A 21,935-nucleotide genomic window follows, 5' to 3' on the forward strand; every position below is an offset into this window, starting at 1 on the left:
TAAACAGACCTAACGTCTCAACCTTACGCAGGTTCAATCGGGCCGGTTCAATTGCGGCGCCCCCTTGGCCATCCGCATCCGATAATCACAATATGCGAGGACAGCTTGGCCGAAAATGGGCAAGCAAGCCAGATCGGCTCACAGAGCCGCGAGCGCAGCTTGCAGCTTTGCAAACTCGGCCGGCAATTCCGACTCAAACAGCATCTCCTCGCCGGTCACCGGATGCTCGAACCCCAGCACGGCGGCATGCAGCGCCTGGCGCCCGAGCCCGGTCAGGGCGGCTCGCGCGGCCTCGGGCAGGCGGCTGGCCTTGGTGGCAAAACCCGAGCCGTAGAGTGCGTCGCCCAGCAGCGGATGGCCGACATGGCTCATATGGACGCGGATCTGATGCGTGCGTCCGGTTTCCAGGCGGCATTCCACCAGACTGGCCAGCGGTTCGGTCTCCTCGCCGCCCTTGAGCAGCGGCGGGTAACGTTCGATCACCGTATAGTGGGTGATGGCCTCGCGCCCGCGATCCTCGCCGACGACCATCATCTTCTCGCGGTTCTTGTTCGACCGCTCGATCTGCGTGGTGATCGTTCCGTGCGGGCGGCGCGGAAAGCCCCAGACGATGGCGAGATAGGCCCGCTGCAGCGGCCCGGTGCGGCCGTGATCGGCGAACTGCTTGGCGAGCTTCTGATGCGCGCGATCGTTCTTGGCCACGACGAGCAGCCCGCTGGTGTCCTTGTCGAGTCGGTGGACGATGCCGGGCCGGCGCACGCCGCCGATGCCCGAGAGGCTCATCCCGCAATGGGCGATCAGCGCATTGACCAGCGTGCCGTCCTCATGGCCGCCAGCGGGATGCACGACCAGCCCCGCCGGCTTGTCGATGACGATGAGGTGGTCGTCCTCATAGACGACGTCGAGCGGGATATCCTGCCCGACCGGGTCCGGCGGGCGCGCGGCGGGAATCACGAGCGCGATCTCGTCGCCCTCGACGACCTTCCGCTTGCCATCGGGCACGACGACGCCGTTGAGGCGCACCCCGCCCTCCTTGATGACCTGCTGCAGCCGCGCCCGCGAGATCTCGCTGGCGAGCATGGCAAGCGCCTTGTCGAGGCGTTCGCCAGCCTGCTCGGCGCCGACATGCAGGAGAGTCCCGCCGTCGGCGGGCTCCGCTTCGATGGTGGTTTGCGGTGTCATGACCGACGCTATAGGCCGGGCGGCTTCGCGCCGCACGCCTTTTCGCGTCCCAGCCGGCGCAACCTCACCCGAACAGGCGGAACTTGCCCTTCTTCTCCTCGACCGGGGCCGCATCGTCGAGCCCCGGATCGTCGGGCGCATGCGACACCGGGAAGATCACCGGCTTGGGCCGCGTATCGGCAGCAGTTGCTGCCGCCGGCCCGGCGGCGGCCTTCGACGGCTCCGGCTTGGTCTCGGCGGCGGGGGGCGGCGCAGCCGCGGTCACTAACTCGGCCGCAGGCCTGGTCTCGACCGCGGGCTGGGCCTCGACCGGAGCGGCGATTGCCGCTGGCGCAGGCGGCTCGGGCTGCGGCGCGGCCGGCGCCGGGGCCGGGGCCGGCTTGTCCTGTGCCGCGGGCTCGGGAGCGGGCGGGGGCGGCGGCGGGGCGGAGGCAGGGGCAGGCGCCGCAACCGCGATGATCGCAGCTTCCGGCTCGATCACCTGCGCCCGCGCTTCGATCAGCGGCGTTGAATCGTCGAGGTCGGCCAGCACGTCGTCCAGCGCCGGCGCATGGCTGCCGAGCGTTGCCGGCGGCACGGTCCAGACGAAGGCGTCGAGCCGCCCCGAGATCGGCGAGACCGGCATCCAGGTGTCGGACACCAGCCCGTCGGCGACCCAGGCCGCGTCGCGCGGCGCGCGCGTCGCCCGCGCCAGCCATTCGCGCACCCGGCCGGCCGCGCCGTGCTCGGCCTCCTCGAGTTCGGCCATCAAAAGGCAGGCCCTCACCGAGGCGCCGCCAGCCAAAAGCGGCTTCAGCGTGCTGCGCGCCTTGGCGAAATCGCGGGCATGGATGGCAGCGCCCGTCAGCGCCAGGACGCCCTCCGGATCGGCCGGGCGCAGCTTGGCCAGCGTGGTGGCGCGCACGAGGCGGTCCTGGGCGCTGTCCCCGGGGCGCACGTCGAGATAGGCGGCGGCGAGATCGGGATGCGAGACCTCCTTCCAGGCGGCCTCGAGCAGCTTCACCGCCTTGCGGATGTCGCCGCGCTCGGCGAGCATCCGCCCGGCGAGCGCCGCAGCGGGCGTCAGGCCCGGCGCGAGCTTGACCGCCTCCAGGGCGGCGGCGAGGGCCTTTTCCGGCGCGCCGCCGCGCGCCTCCAGCGCCTCGGCCGCCAGCAGCACGGCCCGCTGACGCTTGGCGTCGGCCTTGTCGGCCAGACGCAGCGCCGCGCGGCGCTCGACGGCGGTGCGCGCCGCCTGCCAGTCGCCGGCGCTGGTGTGGAAATCGAGCAGGGCGTCATTGGCCCAGGCCAGCGAAGGCGAGCGCCGCACCGCATCATCGGCGAAGGCGCGCGCGGCGGCCATGTCGCCACGGCGCTTGGCCTCGACGAACAGGCCGCGCAGGCCGAGCACGCGCGTTTCGGGCTGGTCGAGCATTGTCTTGAACGCGGCTTCCGCCCGGCCGCGGTCGCCCGAGAGCTGGGCAGCCTGCGCCTCCAGCAGCAGCGTCAGCGGCGCGTCGCCGGCATAGCGGCGCGCATCGACGGCATGCCGGCTCGCCGCGATCGGATCGCCCGCGCCGATCGCGACCATGCCGCGCGACACCGCCTCGAATCCGCGCGCCCGGCGCCGGGCCCGCGAGGCGAAGCTGAAGGCGCTCGGCAGGCCCAGGACGAAGCGCAGCATCCCCCAGCCCAGCATCGCCAGCATCGCCAGCACGACGATGCCGATGACGCCGATGGCGACGCTGGTCTCGATCCGGTAGCCCTGCCAGAGCACGGAAACCTCGCCCGGTCGGTCGGCGAGCCAGACGGCGCCGACGGCCAGCGCGGCAAAGACGGCGAGATAGAGCAGTACGCGAACCATGGAACCCCTATCCTCCGTCAGCCGGCCACGCCGAGCGCGGCCACTGCATCCTGTGCGATTTTTGCAATCGCCGCATCCGCCGCGCCGCGCTGGCGCAAAGCCTCGCCGAAAGCCGCGCTGGCGCGCCGCGCCGGCTCGGGCAGCTGGCCCCACAGCGCCGCGGCGGCGACGATATCACCCCTGGCGATCGCGCTCTCGAGCCGCGTCGGCAGCGTCGCGGGATCGCTGTTGCCGGTCTCGCCGACCGGACGGATGCTGACGACCCGGCTGGCCAGCCCGAGCAGACGCTCCTGCCAGCCGGCCGTCGCCGGCATCAATTCGCGGGCGAACATCGCGCGATGGCTGCGCAGTTGCGCCAGCAGCGCGTCCTTCGTCGGCGCGCCGGAGGCGGCGACCGCATTGAGCGCCGCGATCTGCTCGGGCGCGCCGCCGCCCTTGGTCAGCGCGGCGAGATCGCCGGCGAAGGGCTGGCCCGAAGCGAGCGCGGTCTGAACCCGCTCCGCCAGCACGATGCGCGCCGCAGCCAGCCCCTGCGGGCTCGGGCCGGCGGCGGCCTTGGCCAGGGTTTCGACGGTGCCGATGCGGGCGGCGTTGCGCTCCAGCTGCTGGCCGAGCGCACTGGCGGCGGCCTCGGCGCGCTTGGCCTGTTCGTTCAGCCCCGCGATGGCGCCGGCATCGGGCGCCTGCTGGCGGGCCACCTCCTCGGCGCGCGCCGTCGCGTTCTGCGCCGCAGCGCCTGCCTTCGCCGCGGCTTCGGACGCGGCGGCGGCCTTGCGACCGAGATCGGTCGCGGCGCTTTGCAGCGTGTCGAGGCGGCTCTGGAGCTGCGCGATCTGTTCGGGTGAAACCGCGGGCGCGCTGCGCCCCAGCATCAGCATGACGAGCCCGGCGCCAGCGACACCGCCGACGAGCCCCGCCAGAGCCAGCGCCGGCAGACGCGACCGCGCCGGCTCCGCCGGCCTGGGCGACGCCGCCATCTCGGGCGGAGCGGAGGCGCTGGCCGGAGCCTCGGGACCGGACCCGGACTCGGGCGTGACGCCGCCGGCGAATTCCTGCGGCAAGGCCTCGGTCGGGAGCAAGGCTTCGGTCGGGAGAGAGGCTTCGGTCGGGAGCGCCGCCCCCGACGCCGTGTCGCTCGACACAGCCGGAGGCGCTTCGGCGGCAGCGGAGGCCTCGACCGTGGCGGCCGCATCGCCAGCCGGCCCGGGCGCCGTCTCGGGCGCCGGCTCCTGAGCGGTCAGGTCGATTGTCGGCGGCGTCCGGCCTGATCGGCCGCCCACCCTGCCCTTCGGCTTGCTGCCGGTTTTCGCCTCGGCATCGGCGCTGGCGGAGCCGTCGGACCGGCCGCTCGGCGTATCGGGATCGTTCATCGCGTTCTCGTCCGTCTCGACGCCCGACGGCGCAACCGCGCCATCTGTAGCATCCTCGCCGACGCGATTGCGAGCGGACACTTGGTCCAAAGCAGCCAGCAGCGCCGCCTCCTCGGGATGTTCGGCCACCAGGATCGTGCTCGCGCCGGCCGCGATCAAGGGGCCCGCGACATCCGCCGACAGCGCGACATGGGTGAGATCGAGCAGCGCCTCGGCGACGCCCGCTTCGCGCGCCAGCGCCAGGCAGGTCTGCACGCCGCGCGCCGAATAATGCAGCGCGCCCTCGACGCGCCCCTGGCGCAGGGCCTCCACCGCCGCATCCGGGAAGGCCGCAACGGCCTGCGCCGCATAGGCCTCCCAGACCGTCACCCCGAAGCCGGCTTCGGCCAGCCGCTCGCCGACATCCTCGTGCCGGTCGCGCCCGACGATCAGCAGGAGCCGCGCGGGCGCGGCGAGACTGTCGCCGATCAGCCCGATGAGCGCGTGGCGATTGCCGTCGGCGCTGCGCGCATCGGCGAAACCGGCCTCGCGCACCTTGGCGGCGCTGCGTGCGCCCACCGTGAAGACCGGCAGGTCGCGCCAGGCCGGCGGCAGGTCGGCGAGCGCGGGAACCGCATTGCCGCTGGTCAGCACGAGCGCGGCGAACGGCCCCTCCGGCGCGGGCTCCGGCAGGCGCGAAACCGCAAACAGCGGCGCGAGGACCGGCTCATGGCCGTGCACGCGAAGAGCGGCGGCGGTGCGCTCGGCCTCGGCCGGAGGGCGGAACACGAAGATGCGCATGCGTTTTTCCTATGACCTCGTCTTCATCGGCGCGGCGCCACGCGCCGCATCAATCCCGCGGACAGCCCGAACGCGCAAGCCGGCACCATCCGCGACGTCTCGCTCGAGCCTTGCCTCACCAGGTCCTGCCTCACCCAAGCGCCGATCGGCCCTTCGGTTCCCTTGCCGGTTGGCATAGCCCGCCTTCCCCTTGGCCTTCTGCCCGCTCGCGCACTATAGGGGGAAGTGTCGGCGCGCGATCGCCGGGCCTTCATCAGCCGGCGTTCGCCCGCTCCACCCGTTTCCGGGACTTCATCGACCGATCATGCGCGTTTTGGGCATAGAGACGACTTGTGACGAGACCGCGGCCGCCATTGTGTCGGTCGAGCGCTCCGGCGAGGTCAAGATTCTCTCGAACGAAGTGCTGAGCCAGATTGCCGCCCATGCAGCCTTCGGCGGCGTCGTGCCCGAGATCGCGGCGCGCGCCCATGTCGAGGCGATCGACCGCGTCGTCGCCCGCGCCTTCGAGACCGCCGGCCTGAAACCCACCGAGATCGATGCGGTGGCGGCCGCGGCCGGCCCCGGCCTCGTCGGCGGCGTCATGGTCGGGCTGACCACCGCCAAGGCGATCGCGCTGGTGACGGGCAAGCCCTTCATCGCCATCAACCATCTCGAGGCCCATGCCCTGACGGCGCGGCTGACCGACGACCTCGCCTTCCCCTATCTGCTGCTGCTGGTCTCGGGCGGCCACACGCAATTGCTCGCGGTGCGCGGCGTCGGCGATTATCTCAAGCTCGGCGGCACCATCGACGACGCCGTCGGCGAGGCCTTCGACAAGATCGCCAAGATGCTCGGCCTGCCCTATCCCGGCGGCCCCTCGGTCGAGCGCGAGGCGCTGAAAGGCGATCCCGAGCGCTTCGACTTTCCGCGACCGATGCAGGGCCGGCCCAATCCCGACTTCTCGCTCTCGGGCCTCAAGACCGCGGTGCGGCTGGTGGCCGAGCGCATCGCGCCGCTCTCGGACCGCGATGTCGCCGATCTCTGCGCCTCCTTCCAGGCGGCGGTGGTCGATGTGCTGGTCGATCGCACGCGGGCGGGCCTGCGCGGCTGCGCCGCGGCCGGGATCACGCCGACCGCGCTGGTGGTGGCGGGCGGCGTCGCCGCCAACCAGCCGATCCGGCGCGGGTTGACGCGGCTCGCCACGGAGGGCGGCCTGCCGATGGTCGCCCCGCCGCTGCCGCTCTGCGGCGACAATGGCGCGATGATCGCCTGGGCCGGCATCGAGCGCCTGCGGCTCGGCATGCTCGACGATATGAGCGCGCTGGCGAGGCCGCGCTGGCCGCTCGACGCGCTGCGGCCGCATGAGACAGGGCCGTCACCGGCGCCCGTGACCTGAATGACGGCGGGCGCGTTCGGCACCATCGGCGTCATCGGCGCCGGCGCCTATGGCGCAGCGCTCGCTCTGGCCGCCGCCCGCGCCGGCCGGACCGTTTCACTCTGGGCCCGCGACGCCGCGACGATCGCGGCGATCGAACGGACCCGGCAGGCCCCGCGCCTGCCCGGCGTCGCGCTGCCCGCTGCCGTCACCGCGACGACCTCGCTGGCGGCGCTCGCCTCCACCGACGCGCTCCTGGTGACTGTGCCGACGCAGAGCCTGCGGCAGGTCTGCGAAAGGCTGGCGCAGATCCTGCCCGCCGGCCTGCCGGTGATCTCCGCCGCCAAGGGCATCGAGCAGGCGACCGGCCTGTTCACCACGCAGGTGATCGCGCAGGCCTGTCCGGGCGCGACCCCTGCGATCCTGTCGGGCCCGAGCTTCGCCGCCGATATCGGGCTGGGTCTGCCCACAGCGGTGACGCTCGCCGCGCAGGATCCCGGTCTCGCCCAGGCCCTGGCCAAAGCGCTGAGTTCACCGGCCTTTCGCATCTATCACAGCGCCGATCCGCGCGGCGTCGAGATCGGCGGCGCGGCCAAGAACGTGCTCGCCATCGCGGCGGGCATCGCGATCGGCCTGGGCTATGGCGAAAGCGCCCGCGCCGCGCTCGTGGCGCGGGGCTTCGCCGAACTGCGCCGCTTCGGCGCGGCCCATGGCGCGCAGGGTGAGACGCTGATGGGGCTGTCGGGGCTCGGCGACGTCGTGCTGAGCTGCGCCTCGCCGCAATCGCGCAACTTCGCCTTCGGTCTGGCGTTGGGTCAGGGGCGCAGCGTCGCCGACGCCGCGGGCGGCGCTCTGGCGGAAGGCGCCTTCACCGCCCAGATACTGGCGCAGATGGCCCGACGCGGCGGGGTCGACATGCCGATCGCGGAAGCGGTCGCCGGCATCATCGACGGCACGATCGGCGTGCGCGAGGCGGTCACCGGGCTGCTCGCCCGGCCGCTGCGGGCCGAACGGGAACGGGAGAGCGAGTGATGGCGGGCGACTGGTCTGATCTGACGAAGCGGGTGGCGCGCGGCATCGCCGAGGTGCGCAAGACGACCGGCTCGGACCTCGTCGCCGAGAGCGAGCCCGTGCCGCTGGCGGGGCGCCTGGCCCAGCCGGTGATCCAGCATCGCCGCCGCCGCGCGGAGGGCACGCATCGCTTCGTGCTGATCCTGCCCTTCGGCGAGGCCGAAGTCCGCGTCGAGCTCGAGCCGCAGGACTACGCCGCGCTGACCCGCGAGATGGTCCGCTTCTGGAACGTGCAGGGGCCGGAGGCCTCCAAGCCGCCGGTGCCGCAGGCCGACGAGGGCGAGTAGGCAATCGGCAGTAGGCAGTAGGCAGTAGCGCCGGATTTCGGTATCGACGACCCACTGCCCACTGCCCACTGCCCACTGCCGAGAACCGTCCCATGGCCCATTGGCTCGTCAAATCCGAACCCTCGAAATGGTCCTGGGACCAGCAGGTCGCGGCCGGCGCGGCCGGCACGCATTGGGACGGCGTCAAGAACCACACCGCCAAGCTCAACCTGATGGGCATGAAGCGGGGCGAGCAGGTCTTCTTCTACCATTCCAATGAGGGGCTCGAGGTCGTCGGCATCGTCGAGGTGATCAAGGAAGCCTATATCTGGATCCCCGGCGAGCCCTGGGTCCTGGTCGATTTCAAGGCCGTGAAGCCCCTGCCGAAGCCGGTGACGCTGGCGCAGGTCAAGGCCGAGCCGAAGCTCGCCGAGATGTCGCTGGTGAAATCCTTCCGCCTCTCGGTCCAGCCGGTCACCGACGCCGAATGGGACATCGTCTGCAGGATGGGCGGGCTGTAAGCCGCCCTCATCAACCGGGTTTTCTCGGAGCCGGCCTGCCCCTAGGGGTAGTGATGGCCGTAGTCGGGATGCGCCCGCAGAGCCTGCGGACGATAAGGCCGCTGCTCGTCGAGGATCGGCACAGCGGGCGCCTTGAAGCGCGGCGGCACGGTGCGGAACACCGGCCGCCCTGCCTGCGAGGGCGTGGGTGGGATGAAGGCCTCCCGCGTGCCCGGCGTGAACGGAATCCAGCCGCTCCTGAGCTGGTCGTGCTGCTTCCCGAGCGGGTCCGGCGCCAGCGATGCCGGCAGGGCGGGGTCGACGATCAGCGGCTGCGGAATCGTGGTCGCCTCGGTCAGCATCCAGTCCAGCGTGATGTCGGACAGGCCCATCTTCAGCCCGTAGCCGCCGCCGACATCGGTGTGGACGCCGGCGAACCAGATTTGCTTGATCCGGTCGGGATTCGCCGCATCCTCCTCCCACAGTTCCGGCGCGAAGGTCTTGCGGTTCTCGTCGATCGCCAGCGCCTGGCGGCCATGGGGCACGCCCTTGTTCAGCCGGTTGTTGTTGAAGCTGTGCCGGCCGAGCGTGAAGCCGTTCAGCCCCTTGACGCCGAGCGCCCGCACCGTGTCCCAGACGCCGACGAAGGTCGGCGGCAGTTCCTCCGAGCCGTAGCGCCGCCGGAATGCGTCGGCGGCCTCGTTGCGCCTCGCCTCGTCGCGCTCCTGATAGACGCTTTTCACCGCCTCCTCGGCGATGGCGCGGACCTCGTGGGCGAGGCTGCGCTGCAGCTCGCTCCAGCCGGTGAGCTTCGGCAGGCCGGGCGGCACGCCGCACAGGCCGATGGCGCCGCCGAGGCTGCGCACCGTATAGGCACCCCGGCTGAAGCCGAACAGGAAGACCTGGTCGCCGGGCTCGTAGCTCAGCAGCAGCGCCGTGTAGCAGTCGACGATGTTGGTGGTGATGCCGTAGCCCGTGGCCTGCGACAGGATGTTGAGGGCGCGCCGGAACGGCCCCGGCTTCTCGCCGTCGGGATGGGCGCCCAGCCCCGGATCGTAGAAGCAGACCTGGCGCGCCGGATCGACGTCGCGGGTGTGCTTGTAGAGCCGGTAGACATTCGTCCAGTTGATCGGGTTGTCGCCGCCGGCCTGCCCCGTGCCGTCCGAGAAGATGCAGATGTTTTTGGACATGATCCGCCCCCGAAGTCTGCTCCGGCGATGCTAGCGCATCCCCGCTCAAACACAATCATGGGTTGCGTTCTGGGGGCGGGGATGGGGGCCTCTCCCCCGAAAGTGCGAGGCCGCGCGTCTTGCTGCGCCGCGCCATGGCTCTATGATGCCGACGGAGAAGAAGAGGCCCGGACGTGCGCGTCCGCATCGCCGCAAGGCCCAAGTCTGGGGAACCGCCTGCCATGACCGAGATCATCTACGACGTGCCGGCCGCATGGGCCAAGACAGCCTGGGCGAGCGACGCCAAGTACAAGAAGATGTATGCCGCCTCGATCAAGGACCCGGACGCCTTCTGGGGCGAGCAGGGCAAGCGGATCGACTGGTTCAAGCCCTACACCAAGGTGCGCAACGCCAGCTACAAGCCCGGCAAGGTCTCGATCAAATGGTACGAGGACGGCACCACCAACGTCGCCTATAACTGCGTCGACCGGCATCTGGCGACACGCGCCAAGCAGACCGCGATCATCTGGGAGGGGGACGACCCCTCCGAATCCAAGAAGATCACCTACGGCCAGCTTTACACCGAGGTCTGCAAGTTCGCGAACGTGCTGAAGGCGCGCGGCGTCAAGAAGGGCGACCGCGTCACCATCTACCTGCCGATGATCCCGGAAGCGGCTTACGCGATGCTGGCCTGCGCCCGCATCGGCGCGATCCATTCGGTGGTGTTCGGCGGCTTCTCGCCGGATTCGCTGGCGAGCCGCATCGAGGATTCCGACTCGAAGATCGTCATCACCGCCGATGAGGGCCTGCGCGGCGGCCGCGCGGTGCCGCTGAAGAAGAACGTCGATGCCGCCAGCGACAAGGTCAAGGGCGGCATCCCCACGGTGATCGTGGTCAGGCGCACCGGCGGCCATGTCACCATGCAGGAGGGCCGCGACCTCTGGTATCACGACGAGGCGGCCAAGGCCTCGGGCCATTGCCCCCCGGCCGAGATGAAGGCCGAGGACCCGCTCTTCCTGCTCTACACCTCGGGCTCGACCGGCAAGCCCAAGGGCGTGCTGCACACCACGGCGGGCTATCTCGTCTACACGTCGATCACCCACCAATACGTCTTCGATTACCATGACGGCGAGGTCTACTGGTGCACGGCCGATGTCGGCTGGGTCACCGGCCACAGCTACATCCTGTACGGGCCGCTCGCCAATGGCGCGACGACGCTGATGTTCGAGGGCATCCCGACCTACCCGACGATCTCGCGCTTCTGGGAGGTCATCGACAAGCACAAGGTCAACACCTTCTACACCGCCCCCACCGCGATCCGCTCGCTGATGGGCGCCGGCGAGGCGCCGGTGAAGAAGACCAAGCGCAAGTCGCTGCGCCTGCTCGGCTCGGTCGGCGAGCCGATCAATCCGGAAGCCTGGGAGTGGTATCACCGCGTCGTCGGCGACCGCCGCTGCCCCATCGTCGACACCTGGTGGCAGACCGAGACCGGCGGCATCCTGATCACGCCGCTGCCGGGCGCGACCAGGCTCAAGCCGGGCTCCGCGACGCGGCCCTTCTTCGGGGTGAAGCCCGAGATCGTCGATGCCGAGGGCAAGGTGCTGGAGGGCGCCTGCGAGGGCAATCTCGTCATCGCCGAGAGCTGGCCCGGCCAGATGCGCACGGTCTATGGCGACCACAAGCGCTTTGAGGAAACCTATTTCGCGACCTATCCGAACAAGTACTTCACCGGCGACGGCTGCCGGCGCGACGCCGACGGCTATTACTGGATCACCGGCCGCGTCGACGACGTCATCAACGTGTCGGGCCACCGCATGGGCACGGCCGAGGTCGAATCGGCGCTGGTCGCGCACCCGTCGGTGTCGGAGGCCGCGGTCGTCGGCTATCCCCACGACATCAAGGGCCAGGGCATCTACGCCTATGTCACGCTGATGACCGGCGAAAAGCCGAGCGAAGCGCTGCGCAAGGACCTCGTCGCCTATGTCCGCAAGGAGATCGGCCCGATCGCCTCGCCCGACCTGATCCAGTTCGCGCCCGGCCTCCCCAAGACCCGCTCGGGCAAGATCATGCGCCGCATCCTGCGCAAGATCGCCGAGGACGAGTTCGGCGCGCTCGGCGACACCTCGACGCTGGCCGACCCCGCCGTCGTCGACGACCTCATCGAGAACCGCCAGAACAAGCGGGTGGGCTGAGCGGTCTCGGACCCACCAGGTCATCCCGGGCGGGGGCAACAAAAGCCCTGGCCCGGAAAGACGCGGTGGCGAGAGCGTGCAGCGCTTTCACGAAAACCACGCCGTCATCCCGGACAAGCTGCGAAGCAGCGCAGCTCCGGGATCCATCGTAAGGCTCCGGAGCCCTCCGATGGATCCCGGGGCAGGGCCGGGATGACGGTGTGTTTCCGGTGAAACCCGCGATGCCCCGACGCCGGGCATAGCGGAGACGGCTTATCCCCGCCGTCCGCACCCATGCCTAAGCTCCCCCCGTTCCGCCCGACCAAGGGGGCTGTCGCGAGGCATCGTGCGGCCGGGCGGAATGCGGTGTTCGGGAGGAGCGGCCCTCGCAAGGCCGGCGCCCGGAGGGGCTGCTCGTCGCCGGGGCCTTCAGCCATCCCGGTCGTGACCGACCTTAATCGGCGGCGAGCGAAACCACAGAGAACCGCGCGCGGAGCCGGACGGCGGGCAGCCCGCCGCCTCGACACTCGACATCGACACTCGACATCGGCACGCGGCCCAAGCCGCCGCGCCGCCCGGCTCCGCGCACCCCATTGGGGATGTGAGTGAAGCGAAACCCTGCGGCGGGAGCCGGTCGGGGGTTTGGGTATGGGCGGCAGTGGATCAGGCTGCGCTTCCGGCCGGGAAAATAGCGATCTCGACAGGTGCTTGTTCGACCCTTCGCGCTATCGGCGGCGGCCACCAAGTGTGAAAATTTCGGCAGAGTTCGTTTGATTTGAATCAGAAGCTTCCCTAATTTTTGGACGCATGCGCACCAAATTATCCGGCGCGGGTTCGAAATAAGCTCCTGCAATACCTGTCAACGATACAATATCCGCCCTCGAAATTCCGATATCTCGGACAAGCTCATCACGGGTGACAATATTATCTCCGAGCATCATCTCGATAGAGTCTTTCAGATTTTGAGGTTTCTCAATTTCCAATACGTCATCAAGCGGCTCTCTGGAACGCCACTTCCGATAGCTATAGTACTGCCAAAGACGGCGCTCGTAATCGTGCGAAAATTTGTCAAGATTGGCCAATCTCTTAATCTGAGCAGCCACCGAGACCTTCCATTTCGATTTCACAGAAAGCATCGCATCAAGAGAAAGAGAATATATATCATCTTCATAAGCTTCAGCAGGAAGCAAAAATGCTCCAGCGAACATCATCGCTTGCTCTTCAATAAGCTTGAAATTCTCCTGTAGATCTTTTTGATTGACCGCCTTATGAAGTACAATATGCGCTAGCTCATGAGCCGCGTCCAGTCTCCGTCGAACGCCAACCCGCTTATCCTGAGCAAGAAGCATATAGGGACGTTCTTTCAGGAAAGACCATCTCGACAAACCATCCAGCTTCGGCGACCCAATCTGGTCTTCCGCCACAACGATTCCAGCATTCTCAATTACAAGAAGAAGATCATCAATTGGCCCGTCACCAATATCCCAATGATCACGCAACGAATTGGCAGCAAATTCAATATCCTCTTTCCTTAAGCTTAAAAAATCATGACCCTCCATTAAGTCCGGAATATCGACGTCAGGTAGCTCAATATGATTAGAAATGGCCTCTTCAATAGCCTCGACGAAGCCAAGGCGTGCTCTAGCCTTGGCCCTCATCAACTCAAGTTCTCCTACGAGTGACCTGAAAAATGAAGCCGAGTGTTCTTGCTCCAACGGCTTGAAAAACCAGCTTGTCTCGACCTGGAGCGCATCGGCCAGACGCGGAAGCACCGCCGGCTCCGGCCGTTGCGACTGATCTTCGTTTTCCCATTTCGAAATCGTCGGCGGCACGCGATCGATTAAGCTCGCGAGTTCACCTTGCCGCATCGCACGTGCTTCGCGGGCCATCTTCAAACGGCTCGGCACGAATCCTTCAACACCCGCGGGCATAGATCACTCCCACGCACCCTTCGGTCCAATCTTGAGGACCGCATAGTTTGCGTTCCATTAACCCTGCTTCGGCGCCAGAGGTTTCACCCTCACTTTAAGCTTTTTGCGTTCGAGAACACGGCGCTTTGGCATCTTGCCTTCAGAAACCTTGTCGCGCAGCAGCCGAATCAAGTATTCAAGGCTCCATTGATAGTAGGTGCCTTTAAGGTTAGCCGACGGCACCATCAACCCCATATATAGGGGAGTATCCGGCGCTTTAACGGACGATTCAACGACTACCAAAGCGCCGAATGCGCCTTTGGGAATTACGGTTGATACCGAAGCTTTGGAATCGCCGAAGAGAGATGTCTGTGGATTTAAAGCAGCGTTGCGGGCCACAAGGCTGTGTACGTAATTTCCTCGACTTCTAAGGCGGCGTGCCGAGCGGTTCGTTTGTCGATCAACCACTCCCAAGCTGATAGAAAACGCTCCAACCCTAGCAATCGGGTAACTCCATGTTGGCGGCAAAGTCGTTCCCGTGCTGGCAACCATACCGGCGCTCGTCGCCGCTCTTCGGAAAGCATCATCCATTAAAGCGCGACGCAGGCTGCCCCGTGCATGAATCATGGGACGGTTACGGCCGGGCACTGCTCGTGCCGAATCCGCGAATGACACGGTCAGATTTTCAGCGACGCTCTGGAAAAACGCGAGCAGCTGAGCGGGGCTCTCCCGTCGCATCAGCAATTCCAAAGCCGCGTGCCTGCTGTGAGATCCCACCGAAACGCCCCTTTCGGATAAATGACATTGCAACATTTATCTTTCGTAAGGGTGGGGCGTCAAGTCATTTCGGTGATTGTGGCTGCCCTACCCTTACTCCGCCGCCAACCTCGGCGGCGGCAGCGGCAGCTTCATCTGCGCCGCCCCCGCCTCCCCCGCCGCCGCATGCCCGTGCTCCGGCATCGCCTCCCACAGGCTTTCATCCTCCGCCTTGCTGAAGAAGCGGCCGAAGAGCCAGGACGTGCCCTTCGAGAGATCGTCCATCACCGCGTAGAAGGACGGCACGAAGACGAGGCTGAGCACGGTCGAGACGAGCAGGCCGCCGATCACCGCGATCGCCATCGGCGCGCGGAACTCGCCGCCATCGCCGACGCCATAGGCTGAAGGGGCCATGCCGGCCGCCATCGCGATCGTCGTCATCACGATCGGCCGCGCCCGCTTGCGCCCGGCTTCCAGCAGGGCGGTGCGGCGGTCCTTGCCGCGGCCCTCCTCCTCGACCGCGAAATCGACCAGCATGATCGCGTTCTTGGTGACGATGCCCATCAGCATCAGCAGGCCGATATAGACCGGCATCGACACCGGCTTGCCGGTCGCCAGCAGCGCGATGACCACCCCGCCGAAGGAGAGCGGCAGCGAGAGCAGGATCGTGATCGGCTGAAAGACCGAGCCGAAGAGCAGGATCAGCACGGCCAGCACCAGCATCAGCCCGGTCGTCATCGCCTGGATGAAGCCGGCGACGACCTCGCCCTGGATCTCGGCGTCGCCGGTGGCGGCGATCCAGACGCCCGGCGGCAGCCCGACCTCGCTGACGATCCGGTTGAAGGTCTCCTGCGCCGTGCCCAGTTCGAACCCGCGCTTGAGATCGGCGCCGATGGCGGCGCGGCGGACGCGGTCATAGCGGTCGATCGAGGACGGCCCCTCGCCGAAGCCGATCTCGGCCACGGCCGTGAGCGGAATCGAGACGCCGCTCGTATTGGTGACGCGCAGCGCCGCGATGTTGCGGATGTCGGCGCGGGCCGCCTCGTCGAGCTGCACGCGGATCGGCACCAGCCGGTCGCCGGCGTTGAACTTGGCGAGATTGGCGCCGACATCGCCGATGGTGGCGACGCGCACGGCCTCGGAGATCGCCTCGGGCGTGACGCCGAGGCTGGCGGCCGCCTCGAGCTTGGGCCGCACCGTCAATTCCGGACGCGACAGCGAGCCCGAGGTCGCGACGTTGAGATAGCCGTCGACCTTGCGCATCTTCGTCTCGATGCGGGCCACCGCCTCGTCCAGCGCCGCGCCGTCCTTGGAGAGGATCGAGAACGCCATCTCGCGCTCGCCGCGCTCGTTGACATACCAGGCGCGCACATCCGGCACGCTGGCGAGCTTCTCGGCGATGACGACCTTGAGGTCCTTCTGGCGGGCGGTGCGCTCCGACTTGGGCTTGAGCTTGATCGTCACGGCGGCGCGGCGCACCTCGCGCTGGCCGGTCGGCGAGGAGCCGCCGAGCACGAAGACCTGCGTCACCTCGGGGATGGTGCGCAGCGCATCGACGATCTGGTCGGTGGTGACGCGGGTGTCCTCCAGCGTCGAGCCCGGCGGCAGCTCGACCGAGGCGACGACGCGCGAGGTGTCCTCGTCCGGAATGAAGCCGGTGGGCAGCAGCGTCGTGGCGTGGATCGAGCCCCAGAGGAAGGCGAAGCCCAGCACCAGCGTGACATAGGACATGTTGAAGGGGATCGTGCGCCAGCGCCCCGTGCCGTCGAAGCGCGGCAGCAGCGGCAGCCGCCTTGCGGCGATGGTCGCCTTGAGCAAGCCGACATAGCCGCGCATGACGAGGCCGTCCTTGGCCTCCTCATGCTTCACCGGCTTCATCAGATAGGCCGCCATCATCGGCGTGATCAAGCGCGCCACCAGCAGCGAGAACAGCACCGCGACCGCGACCGTCAGGCCGAACTGGCGGAAATACTGGCCGGCGACGCCGCCCATGAACGACACCGGCGCGAAGATCGCGACGATCGTCAGAGTGATCGCGATGACCGCCAGCCCGATCTCGTCGGCCGCCTCCATCGCGGCGCGATAGGGCGATTTGCCCATCTTCATGTGCCGGACGATGTTCTCGATCTCGACGATGGCGTCGTCGACGAGGATGCCGGTGACCAGCGTGATCCCGAGCAGGCTGACGAGGTTGAGCGAGAAGCCCATCAGCTCCATCGCCCAGAAGGTCGGGATTGCCGAAAGCGGCAGCGCGATCGCGGTGATCAGCGTCGCCCGCCAGTTCTTCAGGAACAGGAAGACGACGAGCACGGCGAGCGCCGCGCCCTCCAGCAGCGTCGTCATCGCCGCCTTGTAGTTGCCATAGGTGTAGGCGACCGCGTCGTCGATGGGCTTCAGCGTGATGTCCGGGAAGCGCTTGTTCAGCTCGGCGATGCGGGCCGCGACGACCTCCTTCACCGAAAGCTCGCTCGAACCCTTCGCGCGGAAGACCGAGAAGGAGACGACCGGGCTCTTGTCGAGCCGGCCGAAGGAGCGCGGCTCGGAATTGCTGTCCTCGACGCGGCCGAGTTCCTTGAGCCTGACCTCGCGGCCGCCGCTCAGGATGATCTTGGTCTCGGCCAGTTCGGCGACGGTTCGCGCGCCCGCCAGCGTGCGGATTGCCTGCTCCTGCCCACCGACCTCGCCGCGCCCGCCGGCGAGATCGACATTGGTCGCGCGGATCTGGCGGTTGACCTCGCCGGCCGTGGTGCCGAGCGCCAGCAGCCGGTCGGGGTCGAGCGAGATGCGGATCTCGCGATCGACGCCGCCATAGCGGTCAACCCGGCCGACGCCCTTGAGGCCCTGCAGTTCGCGCGCGACGACGTCGTCGACATGCCAGGAGAGCTGTTCCAGCGTCATGCCGGCCGAGAAGGCGCCATAGCTCAGGATCGACTGCCCCTCGACATCGATGCGCTGGATGATCGGCTCGTCGATCGTGCGCGGCAGGTCGGCGCGGACCTTGGCGATCGCATCCTTGACGTCGTTGACGGCGCGGTCGGTGTTGGTTTCGAGCCGGAACTCGATGACCGTCGAGGACTGCCCGTCCGTCAGCGTCGACATCACGTGCTTGACGCCGGTGATGTTGGCGACCGCGTCCTCGACGCGCTTGGAGACCTGGCTCTCCAGCTCCGAGGGCGCGGCGCCCGACTGGGTGATCGTGACCGAGACCAGCGGCACGTCGATATTGGGGAAGCGCGTCACCGGCAGCTTCGAGAAGGACAGCAGGCCGAGCACGCAGAGCACGACGAAGAGCAGGATAGAGGGAACCGGCTTGCGGATCGACCAGGCGGAGAAGTTGATGTTCACCAGCCACTCCCGTCAGTTCGTCGCGACGGGGGTGATGACATCGCCGTCGCGCACGAAGGTGCCCGCCCGCGCCACCACGGTCTCGCCGGCGACAATGCCCGATGTGATCTCGGCGCGCCCGTCCCCCGCCAGCCCGAGCTGGACCTTCTTGGTCGTCACCTTGCCGTCGGTGACGCTCTGCACGGTCGCGCCGGTGCGGGCATAGGTGATCGCCGAGAGCGGCAGGGTGACGACGGTGCTGCGGCCGGTCTCGATCACGCCGCGCGCAAACGAGCCGATCGCCACCGGCGGGTTGCCGGTGAGCGCCACCCGCACGCGCCCGAGCCGCGAGGCCTTGTCGACCTCGGGCGCGATCAACCGGATCGTGCCGGCGAGCGCCTGCGTCGCCCCGGCGGGCGTCACCGCCACGGGCTGGCCGAGCTTCAGGCCGGGCAGCTCGACCTCGGCCACCTCTGCCTCCAGTTCCACGGCACCGTCCGCGACGATCCGGAACAGGGGTTCGGCCGCCGACATGGCGGCGGTGGCGCCCAGCTTGGCACTGCGGCGGCTGACGATGCCGCCCTGCGGCGCCTTGATCTCGGTGCGGCCGAGCTTCACCTCGATGTCGCGCCCCTGCGCCTTCGCCAGCGCCATGTCGGCGGTCGCGATCGCCAGCGCCTGCTTGGCCGAATTGAGCTTGGCGGCGGCCGCGCGAGCCACGGCGTCGCGCTGGTCATAGGTTTCGTTGGAGACGTTGCCGCTGCTGCGCAGGGCCTTGGTGCGGTCGAAATTGTTGTTGGCGGCGACGAGATTGGCCTGCGCCTCCGCGATCTGGGCGTTGGCCTGGGCGATGGAGGCGTCGGCGCGCGCGATATTCGCCTCGTTCTGGCTCTGCTGGACCTCCAGCGTCGTGCGCGAAAGCCGCGCCAGCACCTGCCCGGTCGAGACGCGGTCGCCCTCCTCGGCCAGGATCGCCACGATCGACAGCCCGTCGACCTCCGGCTGCACCAGCACCTCGTCGCGCGCGATCATCGAGCCGGAGACGACGACGCTCTGGACGATTTCGGAGACGATCGCCCTGGTGACGGTCACGGAGGGGCCGCCAGAAGACGGCGCCGGCACGGGTGCAACCGGCGTCTGGGCCCGGGCCGGACCGGCGACCAGACCCGTCGCCAGCAGCGACACGACGGCAAAACGCATGATGGCGGGAACAGACGACATGAGGCGGAATTCCAGGCTCGAAGCGTGCGAAGGGGTCGGCATCGGCGTTTTCATGGCTATACGCTCCCGGAGGCGGGTTGGAGCAACACATGGGCGAGTCCGCGCATCGCCTTGAACAGGGTCTCCGCCGCCATGGCGGGATCGAACTGGGGATCGGTGGCGCGGCGGCACAAGAAGCCGTCCGCCATCATGAAGATGGCCTGCAGGAACCGCGCATCGTCGAGATTGGACGGCAGTTCGCCATTGGCCTTGGCGCCTGCGATGGCCTGCGCCAATCCGCCGACGAGCGTGCCGTCGATAGCGGCGCACATCTGCGCCATCGCCGGGTTGCGGGCCGCCTCCGCCCAGATCAGCAGCGCGATGATCGATTTTTCGCGCGGCTCATTGACGAGGTGGCGACGTCCGAGAGCCTCGAGCTGATCGAGCACGCTGCCCTTGGCCGGGTCGAGGTCGGCGAAGTCGGCTGCGATGAGCGTGCGGTCGCGCTCGGCCATGCCGGCGATGATCGCGTCCTTGGAGGCGAAGTAGCGATAGAGATTGCCGGGGCTCATCCCGGCCTCGGCGGCCACGTCCTGCATCGTCGCGGCATGGAAGCCGGCGCGCGCGAAGACATGCTCCGCCGCATCGAGGATGCGCGTCTGGCGTTCCGACGGAGCGCGCTCCGGCGCGACGGTGGCGATCGAACTTGGCACGCGAAACCTTGCAGGCATGAGAATGAACGTTCATTCTCATGCCTGCAGGGGCGCGCCGAGTCAAGCGGAGCGCTGCAAGCGCCGGCCGCGGCTTGCCATGGCGGCGCGCAAAAGGGGCCTCGACATGCACGCCAGGCGGCCTTGGCATACCCGGCCCGGCCCACAAATTGCTTGCCACCCCCCTGCGACCACCACATTCTGAGCTCATGCCGGCGTTCGCGGCGGATATCACCTCGACCGAGGCTCACCAGCGATCTTGATCTCGCAATGAACCACCATGCCTTTCCGGCGCGCCCGCAGCGCAGGGCCCGCGCGCGCCGCGGCCTGCGTCATGCGCCCGCGCTCAAGCCGGTGCTGATCGTGCTGCACCAGGAGCACTCGACGCCCGGCCGCGTCGGGCGCCTGCTCCAGGCACGCGGTCATGCGCTGGACATCCGCAAGCCCCGCTATGGCGACCCGCTGCCGGCGACGATGCGCGAGCATGCCGGCGCGGTGATCTTCGGCGGGCCGATGTCGGCCAACGACCCCGATGATTTCGTCAAGACCGAGATCGACTGGATCAATGTCTGTCTTGCGGAAGACGCCTCCTATCTCGGCATCTGCCTGGGCGCCCAGATGCTCGCCAGGACGCTCGGCGGCACGGTCTACACCCATCCCGAGGGACGCGCCGAGGTCGGCTATTACGGCCTCGACCTGACCGACCACGGCCGGGAGCACGCGACGGAGGCCGGGTTCGCCTGGCCGAAGACCGTCTATCAATGGCACCGCGAGGGCTTCGACTGCCCGCCGGGCGCGCAATGCCTGGCGACGGGCGGCGACTTCCCGGTGCAGGCGATCAAGGCGGGGAGCCGGGCCTATGGCGTCCAGTTCCACCCCGAGGTGACGCCCGCCATGATGTGCCGCTGGTCGGTGCGCGGGCATGAGCGCACCCTGATGCCGGGCGCCCAGCTGCGTCATCTGCATCTCGAAGGCTGGTACCAGCATGACCCGGCGATCCGGCTCTGGCTCGACGGCTTCCTCGACCACTGGCTCAAAGCTCCAGCAGAAACCGAAACCGCGTGACCCGTACAGCTCTCGTTCTCGGCGCCGGCATGGTCGGCGTCTCCTGCGCGCTCGCCCTCCAGAAGCGCGGTTTCACCGTCACACTGATCGACCGGCGGCCGCCTGGCCGCGAGACCTCCTACGGCAATGCCGGTGTGCTGGCCCGCTCCTCGCTCGTGCCGCTCAACAATCCCGGCCTGTTCGGCAAGCTGAAGAGCTATCTCGGCAACCGCCACCCGGCGCTGAACCTCGACTGGAAGCGGGCCCTGACGCAGCCGGGCTGGCTGCTGCGCTTTCTCTGGGAGGCGCGTCCCTCGCAGGCCGCCGCCCGCATCGCCGCGCTCGGATCGCTCACCGCCAGCACGGTCGAGCGCCACCGCGCCTTGATGACGGAGGCCGGAATCACCGATCGCCTGCGCGAGACCGGCACGCTCAAGCTCTGGCGCACGGAGGCCGGGCATGCGGCGGCGCAGGCCGAGCATGACTTCCTCGCGGCGCATGGCATCGCCTCGCAGGTGCTCGATCGCCAGGGCATTTCCGGCGTCGAACCGGCGCTGAACCCGATCTTCCATGCCGGGCTGCTCTGCCTGGAGAACGCCTCGGTGGATTCGCCCGGTGCGGTGACGCAGGCCTATGCCGAACTGTTCGTGCAGCGCGGCGGGCGGATCGAACAGGCGGAAGCTCAGCGGCTGGAGCGCAGCGCGTCCGGCTGGCGGGCGCAGGCGGGATCGACCGTGTTCGAGGCCGACATCGCCGTCGTGGCGCTCGGGCCCTGGAGCATGGATCTGCTGGCGCCACTGGGCCTCGATCCCAAGCTCGACGTGGAGCGCGGCTATCACCGCCATTTGCGGGCGAAGCCGGGAGCCAAACTGTCGCGGCCGGTCTACGACGTCGACGCCGCCTATTTCATGGCGCCGATGGAGCAGGGCTACCGCGTCACCAGCGGCGTCGATCTCAGCCATCGCGACGCACCCGACAACCACCGCCAGATCGACCAGGTCACGATGAGCGCGCGCGAGGCCTTTCCGCTCGACGAATTCGCCGGGGACACCTGGCGCGGCGCGCGGCCGACGCTGCCGGACTCAATTCCGATGATCGGCGAGGCGCCGCGCAACCCCGGCCTCTGGCTCGCCTTCGGCCACCAGCATCTCGGCTTCTCGACGGGGCCGATCACAGGCGAGATCGTCGCGGCGCTGGTCTGCGGCGAGGCGCCGCCGATCGACCCGACGCCGTTCAGGCCGGGGCGGTATCTCTGAACGTCACGCGGTAGAACCACGCCGTCATC

At 68.4% G+C, this 21,935-nt stretch carries 16 protein-coding genes; 7 read left to right on the plus strand and 9 right to left on the minus strand.

The window, feature by feature from the left end; all coding sequences use genetic code 11:
* Positions 1-138 precede the first annotated feature (138 nt).
* The 3 genes from Q8S38_RS10075 to Q8S38_RS10085 form a co-directional block, all read right to left on the minus strand.
* Positions 139-1,182 (minus strand): RluA family pseudouridine synthase, encoded by a 1,044-nt coding sequence (locus tag Q8S38_RS10075; protein WP_305680281.1) that lies wholly within the window; start codon positions 1,180-1,182, stop codon positions 139-141.
* 64 nt (positions 1,183-1,246) lie between these two features.
* Positions 1,247-3,025, minus strand: a complete 1,779-nt coding sequence (locus tag Q8S38_RS10080) for a heme biosynthesis protein HemY (protein WP_305680282.1) — start codon at positions 3,023-3,025, stop codon at positions 1,247-1,249.
* Between the two features lie 17 nt (positions 3,026-3,042).
* On the minus strand, positions 3,043-5,175 hold the full coding sequence (locus Q8S38_RS10085) for a uroporphyrinogen-III synthase (RefSeq protein WP_305680283.1): 2,133 nt from the start codon (positions 5,173-5,175) through the stop codon (positions 3,043-3,045).
* Positions 5,176-5,479: 304 nt separating this feature from the next.
* On the opposite strand from Q8S38_RS10085, the gene tsaD reads away from it, so the two are divergent.
* The 4 genes from tsaD (at position 5,480) to Q8S38_RS10105 (ending at position 8,387) form a co-directional block, all read left to right on the plus strand.
* Positions 5,480-6,550, plus strand: coding sequence for a tRNA (adenosine(37)-N6)-threonylcarbamoyltransferase complex transferase subunit TsaD (gene tsaD, locus Q8S38_RS10090; protein WP_305680284.1), 1,071 nt, complete (start codon positions 5,480-5,482; stop codon positions 6,548-6,550).
* On the plus strand, positions 6,551-7,561 hold the full coding sequence (locus Q8S38_RS10095; protein WP_305680285.1) for an NAD(P)H-dependent glycerol-3-phosphate dehydrogenase: 1,011 nt from the start codon (positions 6,551-6,553) through the stop codon (positions 7,559-7,561).
* Complete coding sequence (locus tag Q8S38_RS10100) at positions 7,561-7,887, plus strand: hypothetical protein (protein WP_305680286.1); 327 nt, start codon at positions 7,561-7,563, stop codon at positions 7,885-7,887. The genes Q8S38_RS10095 and Q8S38_RS10100 overlap by 1 nt, the downstream gene beginning before the upstream one ends.
* A gap of 92 nt (positions 7,888-7,979) precedes the next feature.
* On the plus strand, positions 7,980-8,387 hold the full coding sequence (locus Q8S38_RS10105; RefSeq protein ID WP_305680287.1) for an EVE domain-containing protein: 408 nt from the start codon (positions 7,980-7,982) through the stop codon (positions 8,385-8,387).
* 41 nt (positions 8,388-8,428) lie between these two features.
* On the opposite strand, the gene Q8S38_RS10110 is transcribed toward Q8S38_RS10105, so the two are convergent.
* Complete coding sequence (locus tag Q8S38_RS10110) at positions 8,429-9,556, minus strand: DUF2235 domain-containing protein (RefSeq protein WP_305680288.1); 1,128 nt, start codon at positions 9,554-9,556, stop codon at positions 8,429-8,431.
* A 221-nt stretch (positions 9,557-9,777) separates the two neighbouring features.
* Between Q8S38_RS10110 and acs the strand changes: the two genes are divergently transcribed.
* Positions 9,778-11,727, plus strand: a complete 1,950-nt coding sequence (acs, locus tag Q8S38_RS10115; RefSeq protein ID WP_305680289.1) for an acetate--CoA ligase — start codon at positions 9,778-9,780, stop codon at positions 11,725-11,727.
* Positions 11,728-12,431: 704 nt separating this feature from the next.
* Here acs and Q8S38_RS10120 read toward each other — a convergent pair.
* From Q8S38_RS10120 to Q8S38_RS10140, 5 genes are all read right to left on the minus strand, one after another.
* Positions 12,432-13,595, minus strand: coding sequence for a helix-turn-helix domain-containing protein (locus Q8S38_RS10120; RefSeq protein WP_305680290.1), 1,164 nt, complete (start codon positions 13,593-13,595; stop codon positions 12,432-12,434).
* 99 nt (positions 13,596-13,694) lie between these two features.
* Complete coding sequence (locus Q8S38_RS10125; protein WP_305680291.1) at positions 13,695-14,366, minus strand: hypothetical protein; 672 nt, start codon at positions 14,364-14,366, stop codon at positions 13,695-13,697.
* Between the two features lie 120 nt (positions 14,367-14,486).
* Entirely contained in the window at positions 14,487-17,717 is a 3,231-nt protein-coding gene (locus Q8S38_RS10130; protein ID WP_305680292.1) for an efflux RND transporter permease subunit, read from the minus strand.
* Positions 17,718-17,729: 12 nt separating this feature from the next.
* Complete coding sequence (locus tag Q8S38_RS10135) at positions 17,730-18,917, minus strand: efflux RND transporter periplasmic adaptor subunit (RefSeq protein WP_305680293.1); 1,188 nt, start codon at positions 18,915-18,917, stop codon at positions 17,730-17,732.
* A gap of 56 nt (positions 18,918-18,973) precedes the next feature.
* Positions 18,974-19,609, minus strand: a complete 636-nt coding sequence (locus tag Q8S38_RS10140; RefSeq protein WP_305680294.1) for a TetR/AcrR family transcriptional regulator — start codon at positions 19,607-19,609, stop codon at positions 18,974-18,976.
* Positions 19,610-19,876: 267 nt separating this feature from the next.
* Here Q8S38_RS10140 and Q8S38_RS10145 point away from each other — a divergent pair, with 267 nt between their 5' ends.
* Together Q8S38_RS10145 and Q8S38_RS10150 are read left to right on the plus strand one after the other, a co-directional pair.
* Positions 19,877-20,671, plus strand: coding sequence for a glutamine amidotransferase (locus Q8S38_RS10145; protein ID WP_305680295.1), 795 nt, complete (start codon positions 19,877-19,879; stop codon positions 20,669-20,671).
* Complete coding sequence (locus Q8S38_RS10150) at positions 20,668-21,906, plus strand: NAD(P)/FAD-dependent oxidoreductase (protein ID WP_305680296.1); 1,239 nt, start codon at positions 20,668-20,670, stop codon at positions 21,904-21,906. The genes Q8S38_RS10145 and Q8S38_RS10150 overlap by 4 nt, the downstream gene beginning before the upstream one ends.
* Positions 21,907-21,935 lie beyond the last annotated feature (29 nt).

Origin of the sequence: Allobosea sp. (genome assembly GCF_030695125.1) — a bacterium.
GTDB lineage: Bacteria > Pseudomonadota > Alphaproteobacteria > Rhizobiales > Beijerinckiaceae > Allobosea.